The organism is Pedobacter cryoconitis (assembly GCF_014200595.1).
In the GTDB taxonomy this organism is placed as follows: domain Bacteria; phylum Bacteroidota; class Bacteroidia; order Sphingobacteriales; family Sphingobacteriaceae; genus Pedobacter; species Pedobacter cryoconitis_C.
In genome coordinates, this window is record NZ_JACHCG010000001.1 from 753,603 (window position 1) to 778,879 (window position 25,277).

At 39.2% G+C, this 25,277-nt stretch carries 17 protein-coding genes; 14 read left to right on the forward strand and 3 right to left on the reverse strand.

All coding sequences use genetic code 11. The annotated features are described in order from the left end of the window. The first annotated feature begins 12 nt into the window (after positions 1-12). From HDE70_RS03425 to HDE70_RS03470, 10 genes are all read left to right on the forward strand, one after another. Complete coding sequence (locus tag HDE70_RS03425; protein ID WP_183888027.1) at positions 13-978, forward strand: FecR family protein; 966 nt, start codon at positions 13-15, stop codon at positions 976-978. A 141-nt stretch (positions 979-1,119) separates the two neighbouring features. After that, positions 1,120-4,320 (forward strand): TonB-dependent receptor, encoded by a 3,201-nt coding sequence (locus tag HDE70_RS03430; RefSeq protein WP_183888029.1) that lies wholly within the window; start codon positions 1,120-1,122, stop codon positions 4,318-4,320. A 204-nt stretch (positions 4,321-4,524) separates the two neighbouring features. Beyond that, positions 4,525-5,931: a hypothetical protein gene (locus HDE70_RS03435; protein ID WP_183888031.1), complete on the forward strand. Its 1,407-nt coding sequence runs from the start codon at positions 4,525-4,527 to the stop codon at positions 5,929-5,931. A 71-nt stretch (positions 5,932-6,002) separates the two neighbouring features. Further along, positions 6,003-6,725: a hypothetical protein gene (locus HDE70_RS03440; protein ID WP_183888033.1), complete on the forward strand. Its 723-nt coding sequence runs from the start codon at positions 6,003-6,005 to the stop codon at positions 6,723-6,725. Between the two features lie 34 nt (positions 6,726-6,759). Further along, positions 6,760-11,523, forward strand: coding sequence for an MBG domain-containing protein (locus HDE70_RS03445; RefSeq protein WP_183888035.1), 4,764 nt, complete (start codon positions 6,760-6,762; stop codon positions 11,521-11,523). 52 nt (positions 11,524-11,575) lie between these two features. Then, on the forward strand, positions 11,576-12,490 hold the full coding sequence (locus tag HDE70_RS03450) for a PorP/SprF family type IX secretion system membrane protein (RefSeq protein ID WP_183888037.1): 915 nt from the start codon (positions 11,576-11,578) through the stop codon (positions 12,488-12,490). 288 nt (positions 12,491-12,778) lie between these two features. Continuing rightward, positions 12,779-14,026 carry an ROK family protein gene (locus HDE70_RS03455; protein WP_183888039.1) on the forward strand — a complete coding sequence of 416 codons (1,248 nt, stop codon included), beginning with the start codon at positions 12,779-12,781 and terminating at the stop codon, positions 14,024-14,026. Positions 14,027-14,108: 82 nt separating this feature from the next. Then, complete coding sequence (locus HDE70_RS03460) at positions 14,109-17,267, forward strand: SusC/RagA family TonB-linked outer membrane protein (RefSeq protein ID WP_183888041.1); 3,159 nt, start codon at positions 14,109-14,111, stop codon at positions 17,265-17,267. A 25-nt stretch (positions 17,268-17,292) separates the two neighbouring features. After that, positions 17,293-18,894, forward strand: a complete 1,602-nt coding sequence (locus HDE70_RS03465; protein ID WP_260159907.1) for a SusD/RagB family nutrient-binding outer membrane lipoprotein — start codon at positions 17,293-17,295, stop codon at positions 18,892-18,894. Positions 18,895-19,163: 269 nt separating this feature from the next. Next, the gene (locus HDE70_RS03470; RefSeq protein ID WP_183865309.1) at positions 19,164-19,307 is read left to right on the forward strand and encodes a hypothetical protein; all 144 of its coding nucleotides are present in this window, start codon (positions 19,164-19,166) and stop codon (positions 19,305-19,307) included. Positions 19,308-19,383: 76 nt separating this feature from the next. Here HDE70_RS03470 and HDE70_RS03475 read toward each other — a convergent pair whose 3' ends face one another. Together HDE70_RS03475 and HDE70_RS03480 are read right to left on the reverse strand one after the other, a co-directional pair. Then, on the reverse strand, positions 19,384-19,932 hold the full coding sequence (locus HDE70_RS03475) for a multiprotein-bridging factor 1 family protein (protein ID WP_183888045.1): 549 nt from the start codon (positions 19,930-19,932) through the stop codon (positions 19,384-19,386). 372 nt (positions 19,933-20,304) lie between these two features. After that, entirely contained in the window at positions 20,305-20,769 is a 465-nt protein-coding gene (locus HDE70_RS03480) for an Lrp/AsnC family transcriptional regulator (RefSeq protein ID WP_183865311.1), read from the reverse strand. Positions 20,770-20,936: 167 nt separating this feature from the next. Between HDE70_RS03480 and HDE70_RS03485 the strand changes: the two genes are divergently transcribed. After that, positions 20,937-22,076, forward strand: a complete 1,140-nt coding sequence (locus HDE70_RS03485) for a histidine decarboxylase (RefSeq protein WP_183865312.1) — start codon at positions 20,937-20,939, stop codon at positions 22,074-22,076. Here the strand turns inward: HDE70_RS03485 and HDE70_RS03490 are convergent. Further along, positions 22,051-22,416, reverse strand: a complete 366-nt coding sequence (locus HDE70_RS03490; protein WP_183865313.1) for a response regulator transcription factor — start codon at positions 22,414-22,416, stop codon at positions 22,051-22,053. The two genes, HDE70_RS03485 and HDE70_RS03490, sit on opposite strands and share 26 nt — an antisense overlap. 336 nt (positions 22,417-22,752) lie before the next feature. Here HDE70_RS03490 and HDE70_RS03495 point away from each other — a divergent pair, with 336 nt between their 5' ends. The 3 genes from HDE70_RS03495 (at position 22,753) to HDE70_RS03505 (ending at position 25,277) form a co-directional block, all read left to right on the forward strand. Further along, positions 22,753-23,448, forward strand: coding sequence for an AcvB/VirJ family lysyl-phosphatidylglycerol hydrolase (locus HDE70_RS03495; RefSeq protein ID WP_183888047.1), 696 nt, complete (start codon positions 22,753-22,755; stop codon positions 23,446-23,448). Between the two features lie 172 nt (positions 23,449-23,620). Then, positions 23,621-24,010, forward strand: a complete 390-nt coding sequence (locus HDE70_RS03500; protein ID WP_183865315.1) for a chorismate mutase — start codon at positions 23,621-23,623, stop codon at positions 24,008-24,010. Next, a complete protein-coding gene (locus HDE70_RS03505) occupies positions 24,000-25,277 on the forward strand; it encodes an ATP-binding protein (protein ID WP_183865316.1) in 1,278 nt (425 codons plus the stop codon). The genes HDE70_RS03500 and HDE70_RS03505 overlap by 11 nt, the downstream gene beginning before the upstream one ends.

Consider the following 25,277-nt stretch of genomic DNA (forward strand, 5'->3'; position numbering starts at 1 on the left):
GTATATAGTAGTATGAAGTCGAGCGAGAAAAAGAATCTATACCGTAGGTTTCTTGAAAAGGAATTGAATGCAGCAGAGCTGGATGAGTTTTTCCTGTTAGTAGAAAATGGAGAGTTTGATCTGGACTACCTAACGATGATGCCAATGGTTGAAGGCCAGGGTATGGAAATTCCGGTAGCTGCTGAAGAAGACCGGGTAATTGCTTCACCGGTTAAAATAAGACCTGTATTCAAGCTTTTTATAAGGATTGGCGTTGCAGCATCCTTAATACTTATTTCTGCCTTAACCTATCTGGCCCATCGTAAGGCTGAAAATCTGAAGCAGCAAACTTCGTTTACAACCGTCATTGTTCCTGTAGGATCGGTTAAAATTATTACGCTGACAGATCATTCTGTAGTTACCCTTAATTCCGGTTCTGTGTTTAAATATCCGGCGGCATTTGCTTCAGATAACCGTAAAGTATTCCTGATTAAAGGGAAAGGTTTTTTTGAGATCGCTAAAGATAAGCACAGGCCTTTTACCGTTTATTCGGCAAAACTGTCGACTACGGCTTTAGGGACTTCTTTTACTGTAGAGAATTATAAAAACTATCAGCTGGAAAAAATACGCTTATATACAGGTAAGGTTGAAATAGGTAGTCAGCAAAAAGGCTTTACAGCTTTGAGGCTAACCCCCGGGCAGCAGTATAGCCAGGTTGGTGATGCAGGCGAAAAATCAGTGTTTGATCAGGCAGGTCAGCTTAAACCTTTTACGGAAGATGGTACACTGGAATTTGACAATACAAGTTTGACAACGGCTTTAGCACAAGTAGCTTCTTACTATAATATTACCCTGCAATTCGAAAAGCAAGATTTGAAAGGCTTTGCCATTAGCGGAAAGTTTAGAAATGAGCCTGTTAAAGATGTGCTTAAAACACTTTTATTTACTCACCATTTAAAGTTTAAAAAAATCCCTGAGGGGTATGTTATTATGAATTGAGCGCTCGATAAACCAGGTACGTTGTACCAACACAAAAAAGAGCAGTACCGCTGGCGGCAGTACTGCTCTTAATTACCGGTCAGACCGGAAAAAAACAATGATAAATTACGATTCACAGGCGCAATAAACCATTCCAAAAGTATGATTATATATTTACTGTCCAAAAAAAAATATACAGTATATCCTCTTCAACCCTTACTACTCCTTAGTTTTTTGATTACTTTCTTATCATTTTATAGTATTTCTAAAGCTCAGGGGCAGAGCGGGACCATTACCCTGATGTATAAAAATTGTACCGCTCAGACCTTGTTAAAGGATTTAGATAAGCAATCTTCCTTCACTTTCGTATTCGATCCGGCTCAGATGAGCGAGGTTAAGCTTCAAAATATCAGTTACAATCATTTACCCTTAAAACTTGTATTGGAAGACCTGGAAAAGAAGACCAATCTTAATTTTTCCATGTTAAACTCGAACATTTCAGTCCGCTTAAGGGTAAAGCCTCCCGTAAAAAAGCCAGAGCCGGGAAAAATAACCGGCACAATCAGCGATGAAAAAGGAGAAACTTTTCCAAGCGCAAGTATCAGAGTTATCGAATTGGGATCTGGTATGCAGAGTGCAGTTGATGGTACTTATGTGATGTCCCTTGCTCCGGGAACTTATACACTGGAAATCAGTTATATTTCTTATCAGACACAAAAAATTACTGGCGTACAAATCAAGGCAGGGGCAATAACAAAGCTGGATATTTCTATGAAACCTGCTGCAAACGCTTTAAAGGAAGTGGTCGTAACTTCAGGTTATCAAAAAGCTTCCACAGCAGGGTTATATGCAAGGCAGAAAACCGCTGCGGGGATCACTGATGGGATTTCTGCTGCACAGATAACGCGTACACCAGACAATAACGTAGGGGCAATTTTAAAGCGCGTGAGCGGTTTAAACGTTGTTGATAACCGTTATGTAGTCGTGCGCGGATTGAGTGACAGGTATAACCAGGCACAGATCGATGGGGTCACTCAGCCTAGTACAGACATGAGTCAGAAAAACTTTGCTTTTGATGCAATACCAGCCGAAATGGTGAGCAGTATTGTGGTCAATAAAACTGCCACACCAGATCTTTCCTCGGAGTTTGCCGGTGGTCAGGTTACTGTGAATACACTGGATATTCCGGTTCAGAATTTCACGCAGTTCCAGGTAGGTACCGGGTATAACAGCAATACGATTGGTAAAGATTTTATACAGGCAGGAAAGAGAGGGAATGCAGAGTTTCTGGGTTTCATGGGGGATGGACATAAATTACCGAATGGATTACGTAGCTGGGTAAATAGTAATCAGGGAGGTGTTCCTGATTATGTAGCAGCGCAAAGCAAGGCTTTTGATCCTGAAGGTTTCAGGTTTTACCGGTATGGATTTACACCTAATCAAAATTACCGGTTTTCTTTAGGCCGGACTTATCCTTTGAAAAATGGGGTGACTTTTGGTTTTGTAGGTGGGGTGACTTTACGTAATAGTCAGGAAATTACTGATTATATCAGTACCAGAGCTGGTTTCACAGTGCAGGCAATTGATAGTGCAAAAATCCGTCAGAACGGAAATATTTATCAATACAATTCTACTATAAGCGGACTTTTAAACTTTGGTATTCAGGGAAAAGGTTTTAAGATCAGCCTGAGAAACATGTATTCTCATGTGTATAAGAATGATTATTATACTTATACCAGCAGACAACCAAATGATGAAAGGGATACTTTAGAAAGCCGCAGAATAAAGTTTAATCTTCAGGCTCCGGAAAGTACAACAGTGCTGCAACATAAACTGGAAGGTGAGCATACTTTGGATGATTCTGGTGTTAAATTAACCTGGAATGGTTCCTATACCAGTGTAGGACAGCAGCTTAATGATCAGCGTAAATTCACCGCTTTTAATTCCGGAACTATAAACGGGCAGTCTTATTATCAGCGTTACCTGGTGGCGAACCCTTATCAGAATGATGGTAATCCTGATTATCGTTTGTATACAGATACCAAAGAAAAAGATTATAACTGGGGACTGAACCTTTCCAGATCTTTTGACTTTCTGAAAGACAAAACACTGGTTAAAATCGGGTATAGTGGTTTTTATAAAAAAAGAGATTTATCGAGTGTGATCGCTGAAATTTATAATGATTCGCATGATATTCTGGAGGTTGCTCCTTATGAATACAGTCTGCGTCCGGAAATTCTGGGCACCGGGCCGGGACAGGTATTTTATAATATCCCTGCGGAATTCGGTTCACAATTTAGTGGTACTTCAAATTCTCATAGTGCCTATGCGATGTTGGATCAGCGGTTATTCCAGAAGTTGAGGATAGTTTATGGCGTAAGGTATGAAACCTATAAACTGACCAATTTGCAGCTTAAAAGAAAGAGTGGAGATGAACAGGCCAATAAAGATGATAATACGAATTTTCTTCCTTCGGCAAATATTACCTATAGTTTAACTGAAAATCTGAATTTCAGAGCTTCTTATGCAACAACGATCATCAGACCTGATTTTAGAGAAACCTCTGATTTTAACTCTTATGATCCCCGCAGGGATATCAGAATACGGGGTGGTGATTTAAAAAGTACAAAGGTGAATAATGCGGATATCAGATTTGAATGGTATCCTGCTGCTGGTGAAATTATCTCTTTATCAGGATTCTATAAAAAATTTGATAAGCCAATTGAATTGGTTTTTATCCAGGAAATGGCTGTGGATCAATATGCTTTTCAGAATCAGAAGTCCGCAATTAACTATGGACTGGAACTGGAAATCAGAAAATCATTGAGTTTTATTGCTGACCGTTCCTGGTTACGTAATCTTTCAGTTTTTGGAAATGGAACCATCATCAGATCAAAAGTAAAAGCTATTCAGTATGGAGGCACTGATGGTAAAGAACCTAAAGAGGTTCAGTCGGCAAGACCACTTTTTGGCCAGTCTCCGTGGATAGCCAACGTTGGACTTTCTTATACAAAAGATCAGTATGGTGTTAATGTGGTTTACAACAAATCCGGATATCGTACCAATACTATTAATGACAATCCTCAATCTGTTGAATTTGAAATGGGACGTGATTTAGTGGATTTACAGTTGTTTACCCGTCTTTTTAAACAAAAAGGAGAGCTCAAACTGAATATAGCCAACCTGCTGAATTCAAAAACTACTTTTTATAAAAACTGGGAAGGCTATACGGGTGGTGGTGAGGGAGGTTTCACAGCAATACCCGGAAAATCCGAACGATACAATAAAGATGAGGGGGATTTTATCACCTACCAGGCTAAAAACGGGACGAATGTGAGCATGGCATTTACTTATAGATTTTAAACCTCAGAATAACGCTTATAAATCATGGGAAATCTAATAGGTAAACATATTTATAATATGAACTATTTATTTATATAATTTTTATAAATACCTTTTAATCAGTTTATTATTAATGTAAAATTAACATAGAATAACTTTTATGAAAACACTGGACTATTAACTTTATGATTATAAATAAAAACCCAAAAACCAATTAAAAAAACGATGAAAAAATTCACAAAACAGGCGCTTGCAATTGTTACAATTGCAGCATTCGCAGTCGCTGGCTGTAAAAAAGGATCTGATGGAAGCTTTGACCGTTCAACTGGGGCTGGCGGCCCTTTTACAGGAGCTGATTCTGTAATCGTTGGAAACATTTCTGCAAGCAGAACCTTGAGTCCGGGTAAAGTGTACAAATTAAAAGGTGTAGTTTATGTGACTGGCGGAGCTAAACTAACCATTAAACCAGGTACTGTATTAACTACAGGTGACGCTGTAAATTACAAAGTTGATCCTTCATCTGCGGTAGTAAATGCTATTGCTGGTGTATTGGTGATCACAAAAGGAGCTTCAATTAATGCAGTTGGAACACCTTCACAACCAATCGTATTCACTTCACCAAAAGCAAGCGGATCACGCGTAGCTGGTGATTTCGGAGGTGTAATTGTATTAGGACAATCAACTACAAACAGAGCTACTGCTCCTCAGATTGAAGGTTTACCAAAGTATGATGAGAATGGAGTTGCATTAGGTATTGATATCACTTATGGTGGTTCAATTCCAGCTGATAACTCTGGTAAAATTCAATATGTGCGTATAGAGTACGGTGGGTATAAATTAGCACCAGATAATGAAATCAATGGTTTAACACTTGGTGGTGTTGGGTCAGGTACAACTCTTGATCATATCCAGGTTTCTTATGGAGCTGACGATGCTTTCGAATTTTTTGGAGGTACTGTAAATGCAAAATATTTATTAGCTATTGGTAATGATGATGACGATTTCGATACTGATTTCGGATTCAGCGGAAATATCCAGTATGCAATTGGTCTGAAAGATCCTAGCTCAACACATAGTACTAGTGGTGGCGTTTCAGATTCAAACGGAATTGAGTCAGATAATGACGGTACAGGTACAACTGCTTCTCCAAGAACTAAACCTACTTATTCAAACTTCACTTTATTAGGTTATTCAACTACAAGCACAGCATTACGTGCAGGAAACCGCTGGAGAAGAAACAGTGATCTTTCTATCACTAACTCAATCATTGCTGGTTATAACACAGCAGCTGAATTCCAAAGCGGTACTGAAACCAGTGCAACTCCAGGTGGATTTAACAATAATAATGTTCATGCATTTACAACAGTATTCAGCCCGGCAACTGCTGTTTCTCTGACTGGAAGTACAAATGCAACTTCAACTGATGCTAATCCGGATGCATTTGTTGCATTAGGTATCAGAGGTACAAGAAATTTAAGCCCTTTCTATACGACTGCTGTAGCAGGAACTTACAATTTCAGTAACCTGACCCCAAGAGTTGCAGGCAGCACAAAAGGTGCGGTACTTACTGCTAACCTTAGTGAATGGACTTCTGGATGGGTACAATTTGCGCCTCAGACTTCTGTAGACTAATTCATAATTTTCTCTTTTTTGAAAAAGCAGTGTCCCTTATAAGGGGGCTGCTTTTTCCTTATTCCAACTCTATGAGAATAATTTTCTACTTTATTTTATCTGTACTAACCCTCTTTTGTTTTTTATCCTGTTCCAAAGGGGAGCCAGTGAAAGACCTGTTGTTTGGTAAACTTGCTATTCTGGATTTTACCCCGGGAGGAATCACAATTGTAGAAGGTGGTGCCAATAAATTACCTCCTCCTGTAAATAATGTAAGCCTGGTTTCAGGTGGGAACCGGTTCAGATTTTATGCGCAGAACAATTTATTATTAGATACCTCATTGATGGTAGAGGCCTATAAAAAACATACTTATTTTATGTTTAAGCCTAATGTAAATACACCATTTCGCGTTTTTGATGAATCATTAAATGGTTTTGATAAAGAAACTTTACCAGATGCCTCGTCAGTGAAAATTAGTTTTGCTAATTTTTCCGGTACGTTGCCTGATCTGGTCAATATCTATGTCAGGACAAATACTTATAAAATTCCAGTTTCCCAGCAAATACAAATTGGTGAATTTCTGAATGTTTCGACATCATTTTCTGGATTTAAAAAACTGACCCTCGGGCTGAACTCTTCCTCGCTGCCTGAAAATGCAATTATCCTGGTTGTCAAAGACCCGGTTAGTCAGCAGGTACTTAAAACGATCAATTTTACTTTACCAAAAGTTATCAATTCAGATCAATTGGTTGACTACGTCTATTTACTCTACGTAAACGACCAGAATGGCGTTACGACACTGATGAGCAAATAAGCTCCCAAAAAGAATGATTTTAATATTCATATAAATGAAAAAGCTCTTACTATTCCTACTAACCCTATTTTCTGTTGCAGTGTTTGGACAAGGCCAGCCAGCTTTGGAAATGCTTATTTTCCCAAAACACATTGAAGGAGGTGCTTTTGGACGTAATGGTATTCCTTATGTTTACCGTGCAAAAATCACTGGTTTAAAAGCAGGTCAGACTTATAGATATTCAAATTCAATTGTTGCTGCAACTACTGCCTCCGAAAATGCAGTAAGTTATATATATCTGCTTCCACCAGATAATGTAATTGCGGGAACCCCAGGTTATAAAAGTGGTGATTTTTACAGACCTCCTATTGGTAGTGGTGAAGCAGAAACTAAAAATGGGGCTTCTTTAAAGGCTGATCTCTCTGCTGAATATGGCGTTTTAAAAGCCGATCAAAATGGCAGTTACACAGGATGGTTTATTTTAGAAACCGTTAAATCTCTTTTCGCAGGTAATAAATTGCATTTAAGAATATCTTTAAACGACCCTGAATCTGCAAATCCAAGTGCAATTGCTTATAGATTACATCCCCCCGAATCTGATGTACTAACTATCCTTAGTATGGATGTAAACGATCAGGGCTTTCCCGGAGAGTCGGGAACTGCTATCCGAAGTACAAGTGCAGCAGGTGGAATCGCCAGGAATTTTGTATTCCTTTATGACAACGTGCAGGGAACAGGCCGGCCAATTGCCGGAACTTATATTGAGGATGATGGCGTGTTGGCTTCCAGAGCAGATATTGAAGGGCGATCTGGTTTTGCCCCATTTTATTTTGACAATGTAAATGGAACATCGGGCGCCTGGGGTGCGATGATTGTAAGTGACGATGCAAATGGTATTCGTCGTATTGAGCAGCGCAGCTTAGCAGACGGATCACTGGTTGGATACAATACTTCTGCAAACGGCTCCTGGGCCGATGGAGAGAAAGCCGGCGGAACAGTTTCAACTGCTATGTCTAGTTTAGGATCAGGGGATGACGGTACTAAATCCATTGTTCTTGATGGAACCAAAGTCACTCTTGCATTGCCAAAAACACCACAAACACTAGCTTTTACCAATACCTTTCCATCCACCTTTAAAGTAGGTGATGCAGATTTTACCTTATCAGCAAGCAGTACCGCTGGCTTAACCGCCTTCCAGTATACAGTTGCTCCGGCAGGAATTCTTCAGCTTACCGGGAGTACTGTCAAAATAATAGGAGGGGGAACAGCCGTAATTACGGTTACAGAACCTGGAAATACAACATTTGATCCGGGGACAGCGACCAAAACCATTATAGTAACTGCAACCCCGCAAACTATTACCGGCTTACCCGCTACATTGGCCGCAGTTTATGGCGATGGAAACATTACCTTGTCAGCTACAGGTGGTGCAAGCGGAAACGCGGTCACCTATACTTCAGATAATCCTGCGATCGCGGAGATCACCGGCAGTAACCAGGTACTGATCAAAAAACCGGGAACTGTCCTGATTAAAGCTAACCAGGCAGGAAGTGCAGATTATTCTCCGGCTACCGAGGTTATCAGTACATTAACCATTGCAAAAGCAAGCTTAAATGTAACCGCAGAAGATAAAATTAAAACACACGGAAGTGCAAACCCGGTAGCGACCTTCACCTATGGCCCTTTTGCAGGCGCAGATGATGCAACCTCGCTAACAGGAACCCCAATCTTAACCATTCAGGCAGATGCTGCATCTGCGGCAGGCGTATATGATATTCTGGTGGATGTTTCGGGCTTAACGTCAGAGAAGTATACTTTCAACCCCATCAAAGGAAAGCTAACGATCGAAACTAAAAAAGATCAGTTGATTACCCTGAGTAATCTTCCTGCTACTGCTGCCTACGGAGATCAGCCATTGATTTTCCAGGCCGCCAGTAATACAGCAAACCCAATTTCTTTTACCAGTTCCAATCCGGCTATTGCGGTAGTTGAAAAAGATATAGCAGGAGAGTGGACAGTCAGGATCCTTGGTGCTGGCCAGGTCAATATTACGGCTTTACAGGCAGAAGATACGGTTTATGGCCCTGGAATTGCTAGTCAGCAGCTCAATATCGCTACCGTACCTTTAAAGATTATTGCTGATGATAAATCTAAACTAACCGGAGAAAACGACCCTGTATTTACAGCACGTTACGAAGGATTTGTAAATGGAGATGATGCTATTAAACTTACGGGTGCGCTTACATTTACCAAACAAGCGGATGGAATTGGTTTTCTGATTATTCCCGGAGGTTTAAGTTCAGCTAATTATGCCATCACTTTTGTAAACGGAAAACTAACAGAAGGAAACGTAGCCTTTTCACCGCTCAATAAAACTTATGGTGATGCCACATTTGATCCCGGTGCAATCAGTAACAGCGGTACACCAACCTACACCATTGCGAATCCGGCAATTGCGATCGTAAACGCGGCTGGTTTATTGGAAATTAAAGGTACAGGTTCAACTACTGTGACTGCAACATTTACCACAGGCGCTTCCGGAACAACTACACTTAAAGTAGAGCCGAAAACTGTAGTTATTACAGCCAATCCGCAAAGCAGGATATATGCACAGGAAAACCCGGTATTATCTGTTAATTATACTGGTCTTGCTTATGGGGAAAATGAAAGTGTTTTAACTACAAAACCACAAATCTCTACTCTGGCCACTATAAACTCTGCTGCGGGTACTTACGCAATCAATGCAAGCGCAGCAGTGGCCCCGAATTATAAATTCAGCTATCAGCAAGGTGTACTTACTGTTACCAGAGCTGCGCTTTCAGTAAAGGCTGAAGATAAGTCAAAATTATATGGACAGGAAAATCCGGTGTTTACCTTAGCTTATACAGGTTTAGCCGCTCAGGATAATATAGGTGACTTAAACCTGAAAGCAGTCGTGACAACAGCGGCAGCAGTTTCTTCGGCGGTAGCAACTTACCCATTGATACCTTCAGGCTTAACGGTAACTACAAATTATACGGTTAGCTATCAATCGGGCTTATTAACTATCAATCCGGCGTCATTAAATATTAAAGCTGATGATGCGGAACGTGGAGCCGGACAGGCAAATCCTGTCTTTACCTTTACCTATACTGGTTTCGTTAATGGTGATAAAGCCGATAACTTAACTTCAGCTCCTTTAGCGGTAACTACGGCTACAGCGAGCTCAGGAAAAGGGATTTACCCAATTACAGTCAGTAATGCTGCAGCTGCAAACTATACCATTACTTATACACCAGGTCAGTTGTTCATCAGAGGCTTACCAACCATTACTTATGCTGATCTGCCAGCCGTAAGTTATGGAGATGCAAACTTTGACCCTGCTGCAATATCAAATTCGGGTGTACAGCCGGTTTATTCTTCAGATAACCTGAATGTTGCTGTGATTGAAAATGGAAAAGTAAAGATTACAGGTATAGGAACAGCAAATATTACAGTATTTTTTGCTGCATCCGCTGATTTTGTAGCGACTACAGCCAGTAAACCATTAACGGTTGCAAAAAGAACCCTGATTATTAGAGTTGACAATAAAACAAGGCTATATGGACAGGCGAATCCTGTGTTAACAGCTACCTATGATGGTTTTGTAAATGGAGAAACTGTGGCTACTGCGATTTCTGCACCCGTTTTACTCACTACAGTTGCTAAACCATTATCCCCTTCAGGTACTTATATTATTTCTGGAAGCGCAGCATCTGCTTTAAATTATAATATCAGTTATGAACCCGGGGTTTTATCAATTGATAAAGCGATACTGAAAGTAACTGCTGATAATAAAACCAGGATATTTGGAATTGATAATCCGTTTTTCACCCTTAAATACAGTGGTTTTGTAAATGCTGAAAACGAATCAGTGATCCAGAATCCACCATTAGCCTCTACTGAAGCTGTAAAAAATTCTGCTGCCGGTACTTATCCGATTGTCCTTTCGGGAGGTTCCGCAGACAACTATACCTTCAGTTACATAAACGGAACGTTAACGATTATCTCTACCACCAGAACCATCACTATGGATGTAATGAATTCAAAAGCTGTAGGTGATCCGGATTTTACACCTGATGCAGTCCTGAGTAGTGGGGAAACGCCAATTTTCAGTAGTGGTGATCCGGCAATTGCAACTATCATAGACAATAAAGTTCACTTAGTTGGTGCTGGAAACGTGATGATTACCGCAACAGCCCCGGTTAATTCAAACTACGCGGCTGCACCATCCGCAAGTCGTTTATTAGTGGTTAATAAATTACCACAGACTATTACCTTCGAAAAAATCCCTGCATTGCAGATTAACGGAACCTATACCTTAAAAGCAGTATCAAGTGCAGGCCTGCCTGTAACTTTTAAAGTCACCAGTCCGGATTATGCAGCATTGACCGGCACCGAACTCAAAGGGTTAAGGATTGGTAAAACGCAAATCACTGCTATTCAGGCAGGAGATAACCGCTATGCAGCTGCGCAAATGATTGTTCAGGAGCTGCAAATTACAGATGCAGCAGGCGAAGCGATCAGAGTTCATCCTGCACTATCAATTAATGGAGATGGAGTTAATGAATTCCTTTCTATTGATGGAATAAGGGATTTCCCACTGAATAAAGTGACGATTATTAACCGGAATGGCCTTAAAGTATTTGACATAGAAGGTTATGACAATGAACAGCATGTTTTCCTTGGGAAATCAAAATCCGGAGAAAGCTTACCTCAGGGTACTTATTTCTGTCTGATTGAATACCAGACTGATAGTCATGTGAAGCGTAAAACGGGCTATTTTATCCTTAAATACTAATTCTTAACAGGCCGGGATTAATCCCGGCCTTATCAAAATATAAAACAGAAATATGAAACTCTTTAAACAGGCATTGTTAACCAGTGCGCTCGTCATGCTGCTGAGCGTAAGCCAGGCGCAGCAATCGGCTACTTTTAACCAATATCAAGATAACCAGGTTCCATTTAATTCTGCCTATTCATTATTAGATAAGGCGGGCTCAGTGAATCTGAACAGCAGAAAGCAATGGGCAGGAATAGAAGGAGCACCCTATACTTTTCAGCTTAATGGAAGCTTACCTATTGAAAAGATCAATGGAGCGGCAGGTCTGTCCCTGACTTATGATAAGTTTAATATTGAAAAACTGACCGAAGTATCCGCCTTTTTTGCCAAGGCAGTACAGCTTTCGGATCAGAACTTCTTTGCAGCCTCTTTTAATGCTGGCTTCAGAAATTATATTGCAAGTTATACAGAAGTTGATCCGAACGATGTGAGTTTTCGTAACGATATCAGAGAAACAGTTGGTACAGCAGGCTTAGGGATCATGTTATATAGCCCGGAAAAGTATTATATAGGCGCTTCTCTGCCAAGATTGAGTTTCCGGAGCCTGGGCAATGCATCAGCTGATGAAAAAAGAAACTATAGCAATACCTATTATTTTAGCGGTGCATACCTGTTTAATTTGAATGAAGATGTGAAATTTAAACCTGCTACAATGGTGTCTTATAGCAGGACTTATAATACAGAAGCTGATTTCTCAGCAACTGTTTATTTAAAAGATAAACTCGGGCTTGGGGTTAACTATAAGACTACAAGTGAGGTTGCAGGAATTATATCAGTTATCTTTAATAATAACGTGAAATTGGGATATAGTTATCAAACGGGGTTTGGTAATTCAAATATCGGGAAGATCAGTAAAGGGTCTCATGAAATTTCTGTAGGCATCCGCTTTGGGGGTAAAGGGCCATTGCAACCAAAATTGTTATAAATGTGTGTTTTGTGAAATCAATTGTGCAGCCTGCCAAAAGCAGGTTGTACAAGATTTCTATTCCAATCCGGCCAAATATTTTATCCAGCCCATCTGGAACATAATTAATTTCTTGTTAATTATGCTAAAACGGTTTTTCAATATTAAAAACATAATATTTGATTATTGCTTTAAACGGAATCTTATATATTTTAAATAATAAAGATGAAGTTATTTTAAATTTATTTTAATTACTTGCAAAACTTATTAAAACATTTTAGTAAGTTTATTAAAGTAATCAAATATATAATGGAAGTAACGGAAAAGCTAGTTAAAAGCACTGAGCTCAAAAGTGAGATTTTAAAGCAATTGTACTTGGAGAAGTCGCTTTCTTGTGCCGAAATGAGCGTTTTATTTAATAAAAGCATCCCAATTATAACTAAAACAATAAATGAGTTAATTAATGAAGGCTTTATTATCGAGGTTGGTTATGCACCGTCAAGCGGAGGCCGCCGGCCATTAATGTATGCTATAAAGCCAGATGCGATGCATATTATGGCGATTGCAATGGATCAGCTTTCTACCCGGATCGCTATTGTTGACCTGAACAATAAGCCGGTAACTGAAATTGAGACTGTCGAGTTGATTTTAAATAACAATGCTGTAGCGCTCTCTCAGTTAATCACTTATATAGAAAATCATATCCTGAAATCCGGGATCAATAAAGAAAGTATCCTGGGGATAGGTATTGGAATGCCTGGTTTTGTGAGTGTAAAAGACGGAAAAAATTACTCTTATCTGGATGCAGAAGGAGAAAAACTGACCGCATATATCACCAATGCTACCGGATTAACTACCTATATAGATAACGATTCCAGCGTGATCGCACTGGCCGAACAGAGATTCGGAGTTGCCAAATCTCTTAAAGAGGTCATGGTGATTAACCTGGGCTGGGGAATTGGCCTTGGAATGATCGTAAATGGAGATATTTTTAGAGGTTACAGTGGTTTTGCAGGTGAATTCAGCCATATCCCCTTATTCGAAGACGGAGAATTATGTATCTGTGGTAAACAAGGTTGTCTTGAAGCAGAAGCATCAATGCTTGTTGTAGTCAAAAAAGCTATTGAAGGGATCAAACACGGACGCTTATCTACTTTAAATTCCTTTGTAGACGGTTCCTTAAAAGTGATGAGTGATGCGATTTTTGAAGCTGCCAATAATGGAGACCAGTTTGTGATTGAATTGCTTTCAGATGCTGGTTATAAGATTGGTAAAGCACTTTCTATCCTCATTCATATTATGAATCCGCAAACCATTGTATTAAGCGGAAGGGGAGCAAAGGCCAGTAAAATAATGATGGCTCCTATGCAGCAGGCTTTAAATAAGTACTGCATTCCAAGACTGGCTGCCAATACAGAACTATTGATCTCCAAACTAGGCTTTGACGGCGAAATTATCGGTGCTGCGGCATTGGTTATGGAGAATTTTGACAATGAACAATTAGCGATAAACACTAAACGATTGACTATGGAGAAACTCACTAAAATTAAGTACTGAGAGTCTGTTGGAATTAGCTACCTGGGTTTTAACAGTCTCCAAACCAAAACGATTAAATCTAAACTTTTAAAAAAACCAAAACATGAAAAAATTACTACTCTTCACTTTATTGATGCCAGGCCTGGCAATGGGAGCAAATCTCAGCAAAGCAGGCAACTCGGTGTTGATTAACTGGCCTATGCATAAGGCCGGTTCTTTAAATGCGTTAAAAGTAGCAGCGACCATTAAAGGAACAGTAAAAGATGCAGGCGGATTACCTTTAGTTGGGGTAAGCGTACAAGTTAAAGGTACGAAACTTAGTACACAGACAGATGCGAATGGTAATTTTGCCATACAGGCCAATGCTGGTGATGTGTTGATTTTCTCGTATATCGGCTTTGCACGTCAGGAAGCTACGGTAGGTTCGGGAACGGTGCAAATCACCTTATTAGAAGATTCAAAACAACTGGGTGAGGTTGTAGTGACTGCCCTGGGTATTAAAAAATCAGAAAAAACAATTACTTATTCCACTCAGCAGGTATCCGGATCAGAATTGACCAGGGTAAAAAGTGATAACTTAATGAATTCTCTGAATGGTAAAGTTTCGGGTGTAACGATTTCACCAAGTGCTTCCGGAGTAGGTGGTTCAGCGAAAGTTATCTTAAGAGGTAACAAATCGGCTGGTGGAAATAACCAACCCTTATATGTAATTGACGGGGTTCCGATTTCAAACGGTTCAAACGCTAACGGACAACCTAACAATACTTTTGGAAGTAACGTAGGACAAGGCGGTGGCGGAACTACAGCAGTAAGTGCAAGTCAGGACGGTGGAGATGGTATATCCAACCTTAACCCGGAAGACATCGAAACACTGACTATTTTGAAAGGTGCATCAGCTTCTGCTTTATATGGTAGCCAGGCGCAAAATGGTGTAATCTTAATTACCACTAAAAAAGGAAAAGCCGGTAAAACTCAAATCAGTTTCTCTTCTTCCATTACCCTTGACCGTGTAGCTTACAAACCTAAATTTCAGGATAGCTATGGCCAGACAACTGGTGGAGCAGACAGCTGGGGCGATAAAATACCATCAGCACAAGATAATGTAAGTTCATTCTTTCAGACCGGTACAAATTTAACCAACTCAATTAGTCTTTCTGGTGGAAATGATGTTGCACAATCTTATTTCTCTTATGCCAATACCGCAGCGAGAGGGGTAGAGCCAACGAACAAACTAGCTCGTCATAACCTTAACTTCCGTGAGACAGCTCGTTTTCTGGATAATAAATTAACCGTAGATGCGAATGTAAATTACATCTCTCAAAAAGTTAACAATAGTCCTGGTCTGGGTTTTTACCTAAATCCTTTAACTGGACTTTATTTATTCCCAAGAGGAAGGGATATCTCTCCTTACAAAAATCAGTATGAATTACCAGGATCGGTAGAAGGTGTTTCAGTGCCACAACAAAACTGGCCATTCAACGAAGATGTACAGCAAAATCCATGGTGGGTACTTAACCGTAATCTGAATGAGGCTAAACGTAACCGTATCCTGTTAAATGCAAGTGCTAAATATGATTTTACCAGCTGGTTAAGTATCCAGGCTCGTGGAAATATTGACCGTTACACAGATATTTACGAGCAGGACCTATACGCCACTACCAATGCTGTACTTGCTAAAAAGAACGGACAATTATTGTTAAGTAACCAGACTACTGAGCAGAAATATGCAGATTTATTACTGACTTTCTCTGTACCTTCTAAATCTGATTTTAAAGTAGACGGTGTATTGGGTACCAGTATCACTGATGCCAATGCTTTTGGTACATTAATTGGCCCGGACGCAAGTAATGGCTACACGCAACCAGGTTTAACTATTCCTAATATCTTTTTGCCGGAAAATATTACAACAGTTGCCGGCGGGCCTCCTATTACCACCTTACCAAATAACCATAACCAGATACAATCGATATTTGCCAATGCAAACATTGGTTATAAAAACTGGGCATTCTTAACTGTTACAGCAAGAAATGACTGGTCTTCAAACCTGGCCTTTACCCCAAATAACTCTTATTTTTATCCATCAGCAGGTTTGTCATTCATCCTGAACCAGATGTTTAAATTGCCTGAAGTAATTTCTTATGCGAAATTAAGAGGTACTTTTGCGCAGGTAGGTAACACGGTTCCTAATTATGTAACCAATCCATTAACACACTTTAGTACTGGCGGTGGTGTACTACTGAACTCTGTAGCCCCTTTCCCGGAATTGAAGCCAGAGAAAACAACATCTTTTGAGTTAGGAACAGACTTACGTTTCTTAGGGGACAGACTTAACCTGAGCTTCACTTACTATAAATCTAATACCAAAAATCAGTTTATCCGCGTTCTTCCTTCGTTCGTAACTACTTTCTCCCAAGGTTATGTGAATGCCGGAAATATTCAGAACTCAGGTATTGAGTTTAATTTAGGTTACGATGTGATCAAAAATACAAGCCTGACCTGGAATTCATCTTTCAACGGATCAGCCAATAAAAATAAAGTAATTGATGTCGATTCAAAAGATGGTATTAATCAATTTATATTAACACCAAACCGTAACAACACTTATCAGTCAGAATTAAGGACAGGTGGTTCATTTGGTGATATTTATGGGGTGACCTTTAAACGTGATGATCAGAACCGTATTATGATTGGTGCTGATGGTAAGCCATTGGTTAACGACGGGTATAATTTCATTGGAAACGCAAATCCTAAATTCCAATTGGGATGGAGCAACACTTTTGATTACAAAAGATTCAGAGTAAGCTTCCTTGTGGATGGTAAATTTGGAGGTCAGGTCTTGTCACTTACCGAAGCGGTACTTGATAAATATGGTGTTTCAAAAGTATCTGGTGATGCAAGAAATCAAGGCGGTGTAAATATCAATGGCGTAGACGCAGTTACAGGGAAACCAATTAGCAGTGTTGATCCTAAAACCTGGTATACTTCTGTAGGTGGCCGTGATGGTATCACAGAAAACTATATCTACAGTGCAACAGTAGTTCGTTTACGTGAGGCTTCTATAGGTTACACAGTTCCATTTACTAAAGGTGCTGTTAAAAGCTTAAGACTCTCTTTAATCGGAAGAAATCTTTTATACTTCTATAAAAAAGCACCTTTCGATCCTGAGGTTACCATGTCAACAGGTAATGGATTATCTGGTGTAGATGTATTCAGCCAGCCAGCTACACGTAATTTCGGTTTCAACCTGAATGTTACTTTCTAAAATGTTCACTATAAAAATTAAAAAGATGAAAACTCAATATATGATACGCAATGGTTATAAGTATGCACTGTCTGCTTTTCTTGCACTAACAGTACTTACATTTGCCGGTTGTAAAAAGGATTTTGAAAAATATAATACCGATAATACAGGTATTGGTAACGGGAAGTTCCAGATCGGATTGGTATATCCTGGAATCCAGGCTTCTGTTTTTGGTGGAGAAGGTGATTATCAACTGAACCAAAACTTAAATGCGGACTGTTACTCAGGTTATATGATGTCTCCAAACCCTTTCAGAGGAAATATCAATAACTTAAATTACAGCCTGGTAGACGGATGGAATCAGAATATCTTTGTGACTTCTTATACCAATTCATTATTTGCCATCAATTCAATCGGAAAAGCAGGAACAAGAACTACACTACCTGATTTCTGGGCTATTGCTTTAATTCTTAAGGTGGAAATCATGAACAGAGTGACTGATAAATTTGGCCCTATTGCTTACAGCGCAGCAGGAAAAACTTTAATGGGAACACCTTATGATGCTCAGCAGGCCGTTTACAAGCAGTTTTTCCTTGAACTGGATACCGCAGTAACTAACCTGAATACTTATATCAAAGCTAATCCTGCACAAACTCCATTTAAACAATATGATTTAGTTTATGGCGGTGATTATACTAAATGGTTGAAATTTGCTAATTCACTGCGTTTACGCTTAGCAATGCACATTGTGAAAGTTGATGCTGCAACAGCACAAGCACAAGCTCAAAAGGCTTTAGATCCAGCCAGTGGTGGTGTATTAACTGTCAATGCAGACAACGCTGGTATTTCTGGTGGAGGAACTCATAATCCACTGGAAGTGATTACAACCAGCTGGACAGATATTGCTTTAGGGGCCCCGATAGAAACTTATTTAGTTGGTTACAAAGATCCTCGTTTACCAGTATATGCTACCCCAGCGGCAGATACACGCTTTGCAGGCCAGTATAAAGGTATCCGTATTGGATCAATTGTCACTGCTAAGCCTGGCTATAATGGCTACTCTTTATTAAATAGCAAAACTATTGTAACGAGTAACTCGCCAATGATGATGATGACTGCTGCCGAAGTATGGTTCCTTAAAGCAGAAGCAGCCTTACGCGGATGGACTGGTGCAGGTGATGCGCAAACAAATTATAACACTGGTATTCAGACCTCTCTGGCGCAGTGGAATGTAGCTAACGGTGATTATGTGAATGATGCCACAAGTTTGCCGATTGCTTATGTTGATCCTGGAAATGCAGCGAATAACTCACCAGCTGTTTCAACGATCACTATCAAATGGGATGGTGGAGCTGCTAATGAGCAGAAACTGGAACGTATTATCACTCAGAAGTGGATTGCCATGTTCCCTGAAGGTCAGGAAGCCTGGACAGAGTACCGTCGTACGGGATATCCTAAACTGTTCCCTGTAGTAACTAACAACAGTAATGGAACAATTGATAGCAAAATCCAGATCCGCAGATTAGCTTTCCCTCAAAATGAATACTCTACCAATGGGCCGGAAATTGCCAAAGCTGTTCAATTATTGAATGGTCCTGATAATGGCGGAACAAGATTATGGTGGGATGTAAATAAAGCGAATTTCTAAACCTCTGAATTAACAATGACTCTCTGATCAACGTCTTAAGCATCTGCTTAAGGCGTTTTTTTTAATTAATTTGAGGGCCTGAAATTCTGCAATCTCATTGGTTTTTGTGTGTTTTTACACCGGAACCAAATAATATTGTTTTATCCAATGTGTATTTAAAATCTGTCTGTAAGTGGTTGAGGATAAAAGAAGTACAACCAAACATAATTTTGTTATATTTGTTCATCAATTAATAATTTCGAGTTATAATAAGATATTATTCAATAATCATGGAGAACAAATCGGCAGAAAAAACGGTGAGTAAATTGGTAAAGGAGCCTCAGGTGGTTAAAACCATAGTAGATATTCTTTCTAAAGACCTTGAAGCTATTAAAGAGCTGCTAAACCGTAAAGATTTAACCCGGAAAGGTTAGTCTGAAATTTTATTGTTTTAAAAGACTTTTCTTCTTTGAACCTGTTTAAATCCATTATTCTTCTGCACATTCAGGTTCAAAGATGATTTTTCTGATTCGTTAGTTTATACCTGTTTCTTTTACCACAGGAAGATTTGATAACATCAATTTTATCTTTCCTGTTTCCGCGGCTTAATATATCAGCAATACGGGAGGGGGTAATCTCCAGTTCGTATTCATTTTTATATTTTTCAGCAATCTCTTTACTGGTCTTCGGCTCATTGAGAAATCCTGATTGCAGCAACTCATCCATGTACTTTACATAATTAGGCAATTTGTCTTTCAGACAGGCCGGATCTATGTTTTTTGCTGCAATATAGCGTCTGATGTTTTCTCTTAAAACATTTTTTGGCGGAATTGGAAAGTCAGGATCTGATAGCTGATAATGTTTCACCCCAAAAGTATTACTTAGCGTCTGCTGTGCCAGGATCCCGATATTTACATCCCCTTTTTCAATGGAAGCAATATAAGATTGATACAATTGAGCAAAAGTAGCTAATGCTTCCTGCGAAATATTAGCCTCTTTTCTGAATGTCCTTACCCGGTTCCCGTATTCTTTTAATGCGCTTTTATCGTTTTCTGCCACGAATGCAAGGTGATCATTATTAATTGTCTTAAATTATCTATAATGTTATTTTTATGTAAAATAAATGTTTATTTGAATTATAAATTATTGCAATTAAATATTAAAAATATCTAAATGTAAAAATTAGTTCTATAGTGAATAGTCTAACAACCAGAACTTTAAGGAGTGGTGATTACATCTATAGACGTAAATTTTAAGAGGGCATGGGAGGTTAATCGGTTTTTTACTACTGTAAGTAATATGCGGAAGATAATTATTCATTCTAATCAGTCTATTAAAGAGCCTCCGGATTAATGCCGGCGAAAAGGAACCAGCAGGCCCAGATCAAACAGGTTAATACTCATGAGGTCTGCTGTTTCCCTGATAGCAGTGCTAATCCAATACAAAAGCAGTTTGATGTTTGATCTCTGTCATCACAAACGAGCTTTGGACATGTGCAATATTTTCGATGGTTGCGAGTTTATTGGACAGGAAATTCTGATAACTATTCATGTCTTTGACCACAACTTTCAGCAGGTAGTCAAAATTACCAGCCACATGGAAACATTCCATCACTTCGGGAACCTTAACAATAGCCCGCTCAAACACGTTAATCAATGGCTTGGAATGCAGTTGCAAGGAAACATTAATGAAAGCCACTATAGTCTTGCCGATTTTTTCTCTGTCCAGTAAGGCTACATACTCCTTAACCACACCACTTTGCTCAATTTTTTTGAGTCTTTCATAAGTAGGCGTGACCGTTAAACCTATTTTACCAGCAATCTGTTTCGTATTCAGACGGGCATCTGCCTGTAAAACCTTTAAAATCTTCTTGTCAATCGGGTCAAATGCTTCCATGGTAGTTTTTTTATACTGAATTAATTAATTTCTAACCTCTCAAAAGGTTTAAAAATCCTGTAAATATCCATATAATAGTGTTTGTTTTCTAATTTATGCCAAATAATAGTTTTAAAGAATCAGGATTACTTAATTTACATATCATTTAAACCAATTGTATTTGTAAAATGGAACAGCATAACTTATCAGCGGAAAACGCAGGGAGATTGAAGGATTTAATGGAAAGATTAACTGCTGATTCGGAGTTAATGCTTGGATATCCGGTATCGAAAGATTTTGATTATTCTGAACTGGCAGAATTTCTGAACTTTCCAATTAATAACCTTGGAGATCCGTTTGTGGCTTCTACCTATAATGTAGGGACACGCGAAATGGAGAGGGAAGTACTGGAATTCTTTGCATTATTATTCAGGGCTCCGGTCAATAACTGGTGGGGATATGTGACCAATGGAGGTTCAGAAGGAAATCTTTATGGTTTATACCTGGCCAGGGAAATTCATCCTAAAGGCATGGTTTATTTTTCACAGGCTACACACTATAGCGTACAGAAAAATCTCCATTTGTTAAATATGCCTAATATTGTAATCCGCACCCAGGCAAGCGGCGAGATTGATTATGATGATCTTAGAGATACGATCAAAATGAACAGGCATATGCCTGTGATTATCTTTGCCAATATCGGGACTACGATGACCGAAGCCCGTGATGATGTCAGAAAAATCAGGAGTATTTTACAGGACTTAGCTATACAGCATTATTATATTCATGCAGATGGTGCGCTTTCAGGTAGCTATAGCGCATTTATAGAACCACGTCCGGCATTTGATTTCGCGGATGGCGCAGACAGTATCGCGATTAGCGGGCATAAATTTATTGGCTCTCCGATTCCTTGCGGGGTAGTGGTGGTGAAAAAGAATAACCGGGACCGTATTGCCCGTTCGGTATCTTATACAGGGAGTATGGATACGACAATCACAGGATCAAGAAACGGACATACTCCTTTATTTTTATGGTATATGATTAAGAGCCTTGGATTAGAAGGATTCAAAAAAAGGGCCTTACATAGTCTGGAAGTTGCTGCTTATGCAGAAATGAAGTTAAAAGAGATCGGGATCAATGCCTGGAGAAATCCGGATTCAATTACTGTTAATTTACCTGAACCGGCAGCACAGGTACGGATCAGGTGGCAGCTGGCACTGGAAAATGGCTGGTGCCATATCATTTGTATGCCTAATGTAACTAAATATCAGATTGATCAGCTGGTTGGAGAAATAGCAGAAACTAATGTAATGTTATCTGTTTCTTAATTCTGAACAGGATATCATTCAGATCAAAAGGCTTACTGATAAAATCATTGGCGCTGCATTGCTGAAAAACGGTATCTGCCGAAGCGTGTGCAGACATGACGATAATCGGTATGTCTTTTGTTTGCTGAGAAGTTCTGATTTCTTTGCATAATTCCAGACCATTTCCATCGGGAAGCATAACATCCAGTAAATATAGATCAGGGATGCCATCTTTCATTGCGGCATGGAAGGAAGAAATATCCGGGAAAAGTCTTACTTTATAACCTTCATCTTCTAATATGAACTCTATGATCTGTCTGATATCCTGATCATCTTCTACAACATGTATTTGCTTCATCATTTCTCAATAGGTTTCTAATAGAAATAAGCCCGTTTTTGTCCTATAGACTGAAACAGGCTGGCAGAGTATACTATTGATAGAATATATGGCAAACGGTGTACCAAATAAGTGTTTTTCTTAAATTAAAAATTAAGGGGGTTGAACTTCCCGGTAAAACCCCCTCAATGAGAGCCGGCATCCACCGGTATGAATAAATTATCTGTCCAAATATAAAACTGTCTCTCAGACTAAAAAATGACAAGGATCACTATTCAATTAATCGCATCTATGTGGCTTTTTCTTAACTTTGCGCTAAGGCAATAGGGGAGACTCTAGTCTTCAGACAAAATCAAGACCATGAAGATAATAACCATTTTAAGCTCCTGTTTGCTGCTTACGGCATTCAGCCTGATGAACGTGAATGCTCAACCTGCGCGCGAATTGTCGGAATTTCCACTGCATACACATTTTGTGCGCTCCAATAAACCGATACTTGTTTTTTTGACCGGTGATGGTGGATGGAATAATTTTTCGGAATCAACGGTAAAAGAACTGGTTAAAAATGGGTACCCAACGCTCGTACTCGATACCCGGAAATATTTCTGGACACAGAAAACACCTGATCAGTTTGCAAAGGATATGCAGTTGATCCTGTCTTCTTATCTGAAAACGTGGAATAAAGAGTCTTTCTCCCTGATCGGGTATTCTTTTGGGGCAGATGTTGCCGCTTTTGTCCCTTCCCGTTTACCAGATCATTTAGCAGAAAAGCAGAATTCGTTAGTTTTGCTTTCACCAGGTTTTTCTACCGGGTATGTGGTTAAACTGAAAAACCTGCTGAATTTTGGTTCTACTGACAAAGAGAAATATAAAGTAAACCCGGAGTTGCTGAAATCAGTAATCCCTGTATGGTGTATTTTTGGTAAAGAGGAAGATAGTGAGTTTTACAAGGCTTTAAAGCCAACTGATAAAATACATAAAGTTGCCATTCCCGGCTCCCATCGTTTTGACGATGATATTCCCCAGGTGACCCGGGCGATTATAAAAGGGCTGTAAAAAAGAAACGGGGATAAGTCTCCGACTCATCCCCGCTATCTAAATTAACGCTCTCATATATACAGACGCTCATAATAGCGCTTTATTGTATAAACCTTAAAATAAATCTGTTTTTATTTTATGAGCCAAATCACAGATGAAACATTAAATTTAACTTTCAAATTCAATCCTTATGAAGTTATATAGCCGTATCCTGTTTTTGTTTAGCGCTTGTTTGCTGAGCCATTCCATGTTATTTGCACAACAAATTAATGCAAAAGCGCCGGACAGTGGCCTGAATACGCTGCAAATCAACAGAAAGAAGATTGATTCACTGGACAAAAAACTCATGGAACTGATTGGAGAAAGGGAAAGAGCAGTCAGGGAAATAGGAGTTTACAAAGCCAAAAATAATATTCCACCACTGCAAGCAGATCGTTTTAAACAGGTGCTGGAAAAAAGTATCATTACAGGTGAAAAGGAAGGGTTATCTGCTACCTTTGTTACCGAAATGATGAATGCCATCCATAAAGAAAGTCTGAGAATTGAAGATGAAATTAAATTAAACTTCCATGGCAAATAATGTAAATATCACTTCCAGCGGCATACAAAAGGTTTTACGCAATTACAATGAAAAACAAGCGCTCGCTGAGTATATCTGGAATGGTTTTGATGCCAATGCCGATACGGTGGAAATCAACTACACGGCCAATGAACTGGGGTTCATGGATCATCTGGAGATTTATGACAATGGTTATGGGATAAATTTTAAAAATCTGAAAGTTAAGTTTGACCCTTTCTACGAATCAGAAAAGGCCTTACAGCTTGCCATAAACAGGAACCGGTCTGTCATGCACGGTAAAAATGGGGTGGGCAGGTTAACCTTTTTTAAATTCGCCAACGACGCCGAGTGGCAGACTACTTTTTTGCATAATGATACGCTTAAAAGCGGCAGGATTATGATCGGGGTTTCTGCGCTGAATAATTATCAGGCTAATTTGCTGGATATACCTTTAAGTGAAAAAACAGGTACCAGGGTATTGTTCTCCAATATCAAGATTTTACAAGAGAATATGGAACAGGAGATCATTCCTTTTCTAAAAGCAGAGTTTTGCTGGTTTCTGGAATTGAATAAGAAAAGGAACTATTCCATTGTAATTAATGGTGTTCCGCTTGATTATTCTGATAATATCCAATACTATGAAGAGGATATCCTGCTGAAAGATGAAAATACGCAGACGCTTTTTAAACTTAAATTCGTCCAGTGGAAAGAATCCTTGCATAAAGAACTATCCAAAGTTTATTATATCAATGAAAGGGGCGAGGAGAAGTTTAAAGAATATACGACCCTGAATAAAAAGGCCGATGAATATTTTCACAGCGTATATATAGAAAGTGAATTCTTTACCGATTTCGATTTCAGCGGAACGGAGTTTGACACGCAGGTGAGATTGTATAACCGGTCAAAATCGTCACCGGAATACAAATTATTGAGTAAACGTGTGAATGAACTTCTTCGTACTAAAAGGAAGTTTTTCCTGAAAGAATATTCCGGTAAACTGCTTCAGCGTTTTGAAAATGAAGGTGTACTTTCATTAAATGATAAAGAACCACTCGACCCGAAAAGGAAAGAAGATTTACTGAATACGCTGAAAGCCATGTACGAAATTCAGCCTAAAATATTCAGTAACCTGAGTATAGACCAGAAAAAGACATTTATTGCACTCATCGATGCTTTACTGGTTTCTGATCAAAGGGGTAGTTTGCTGCATTTGCTGGAAAACATCGTTGACCTGGAAGAAGAAGAAAGAACTGAGCTTACTGCCTTATTAATGCTTAAGCAATGCTGA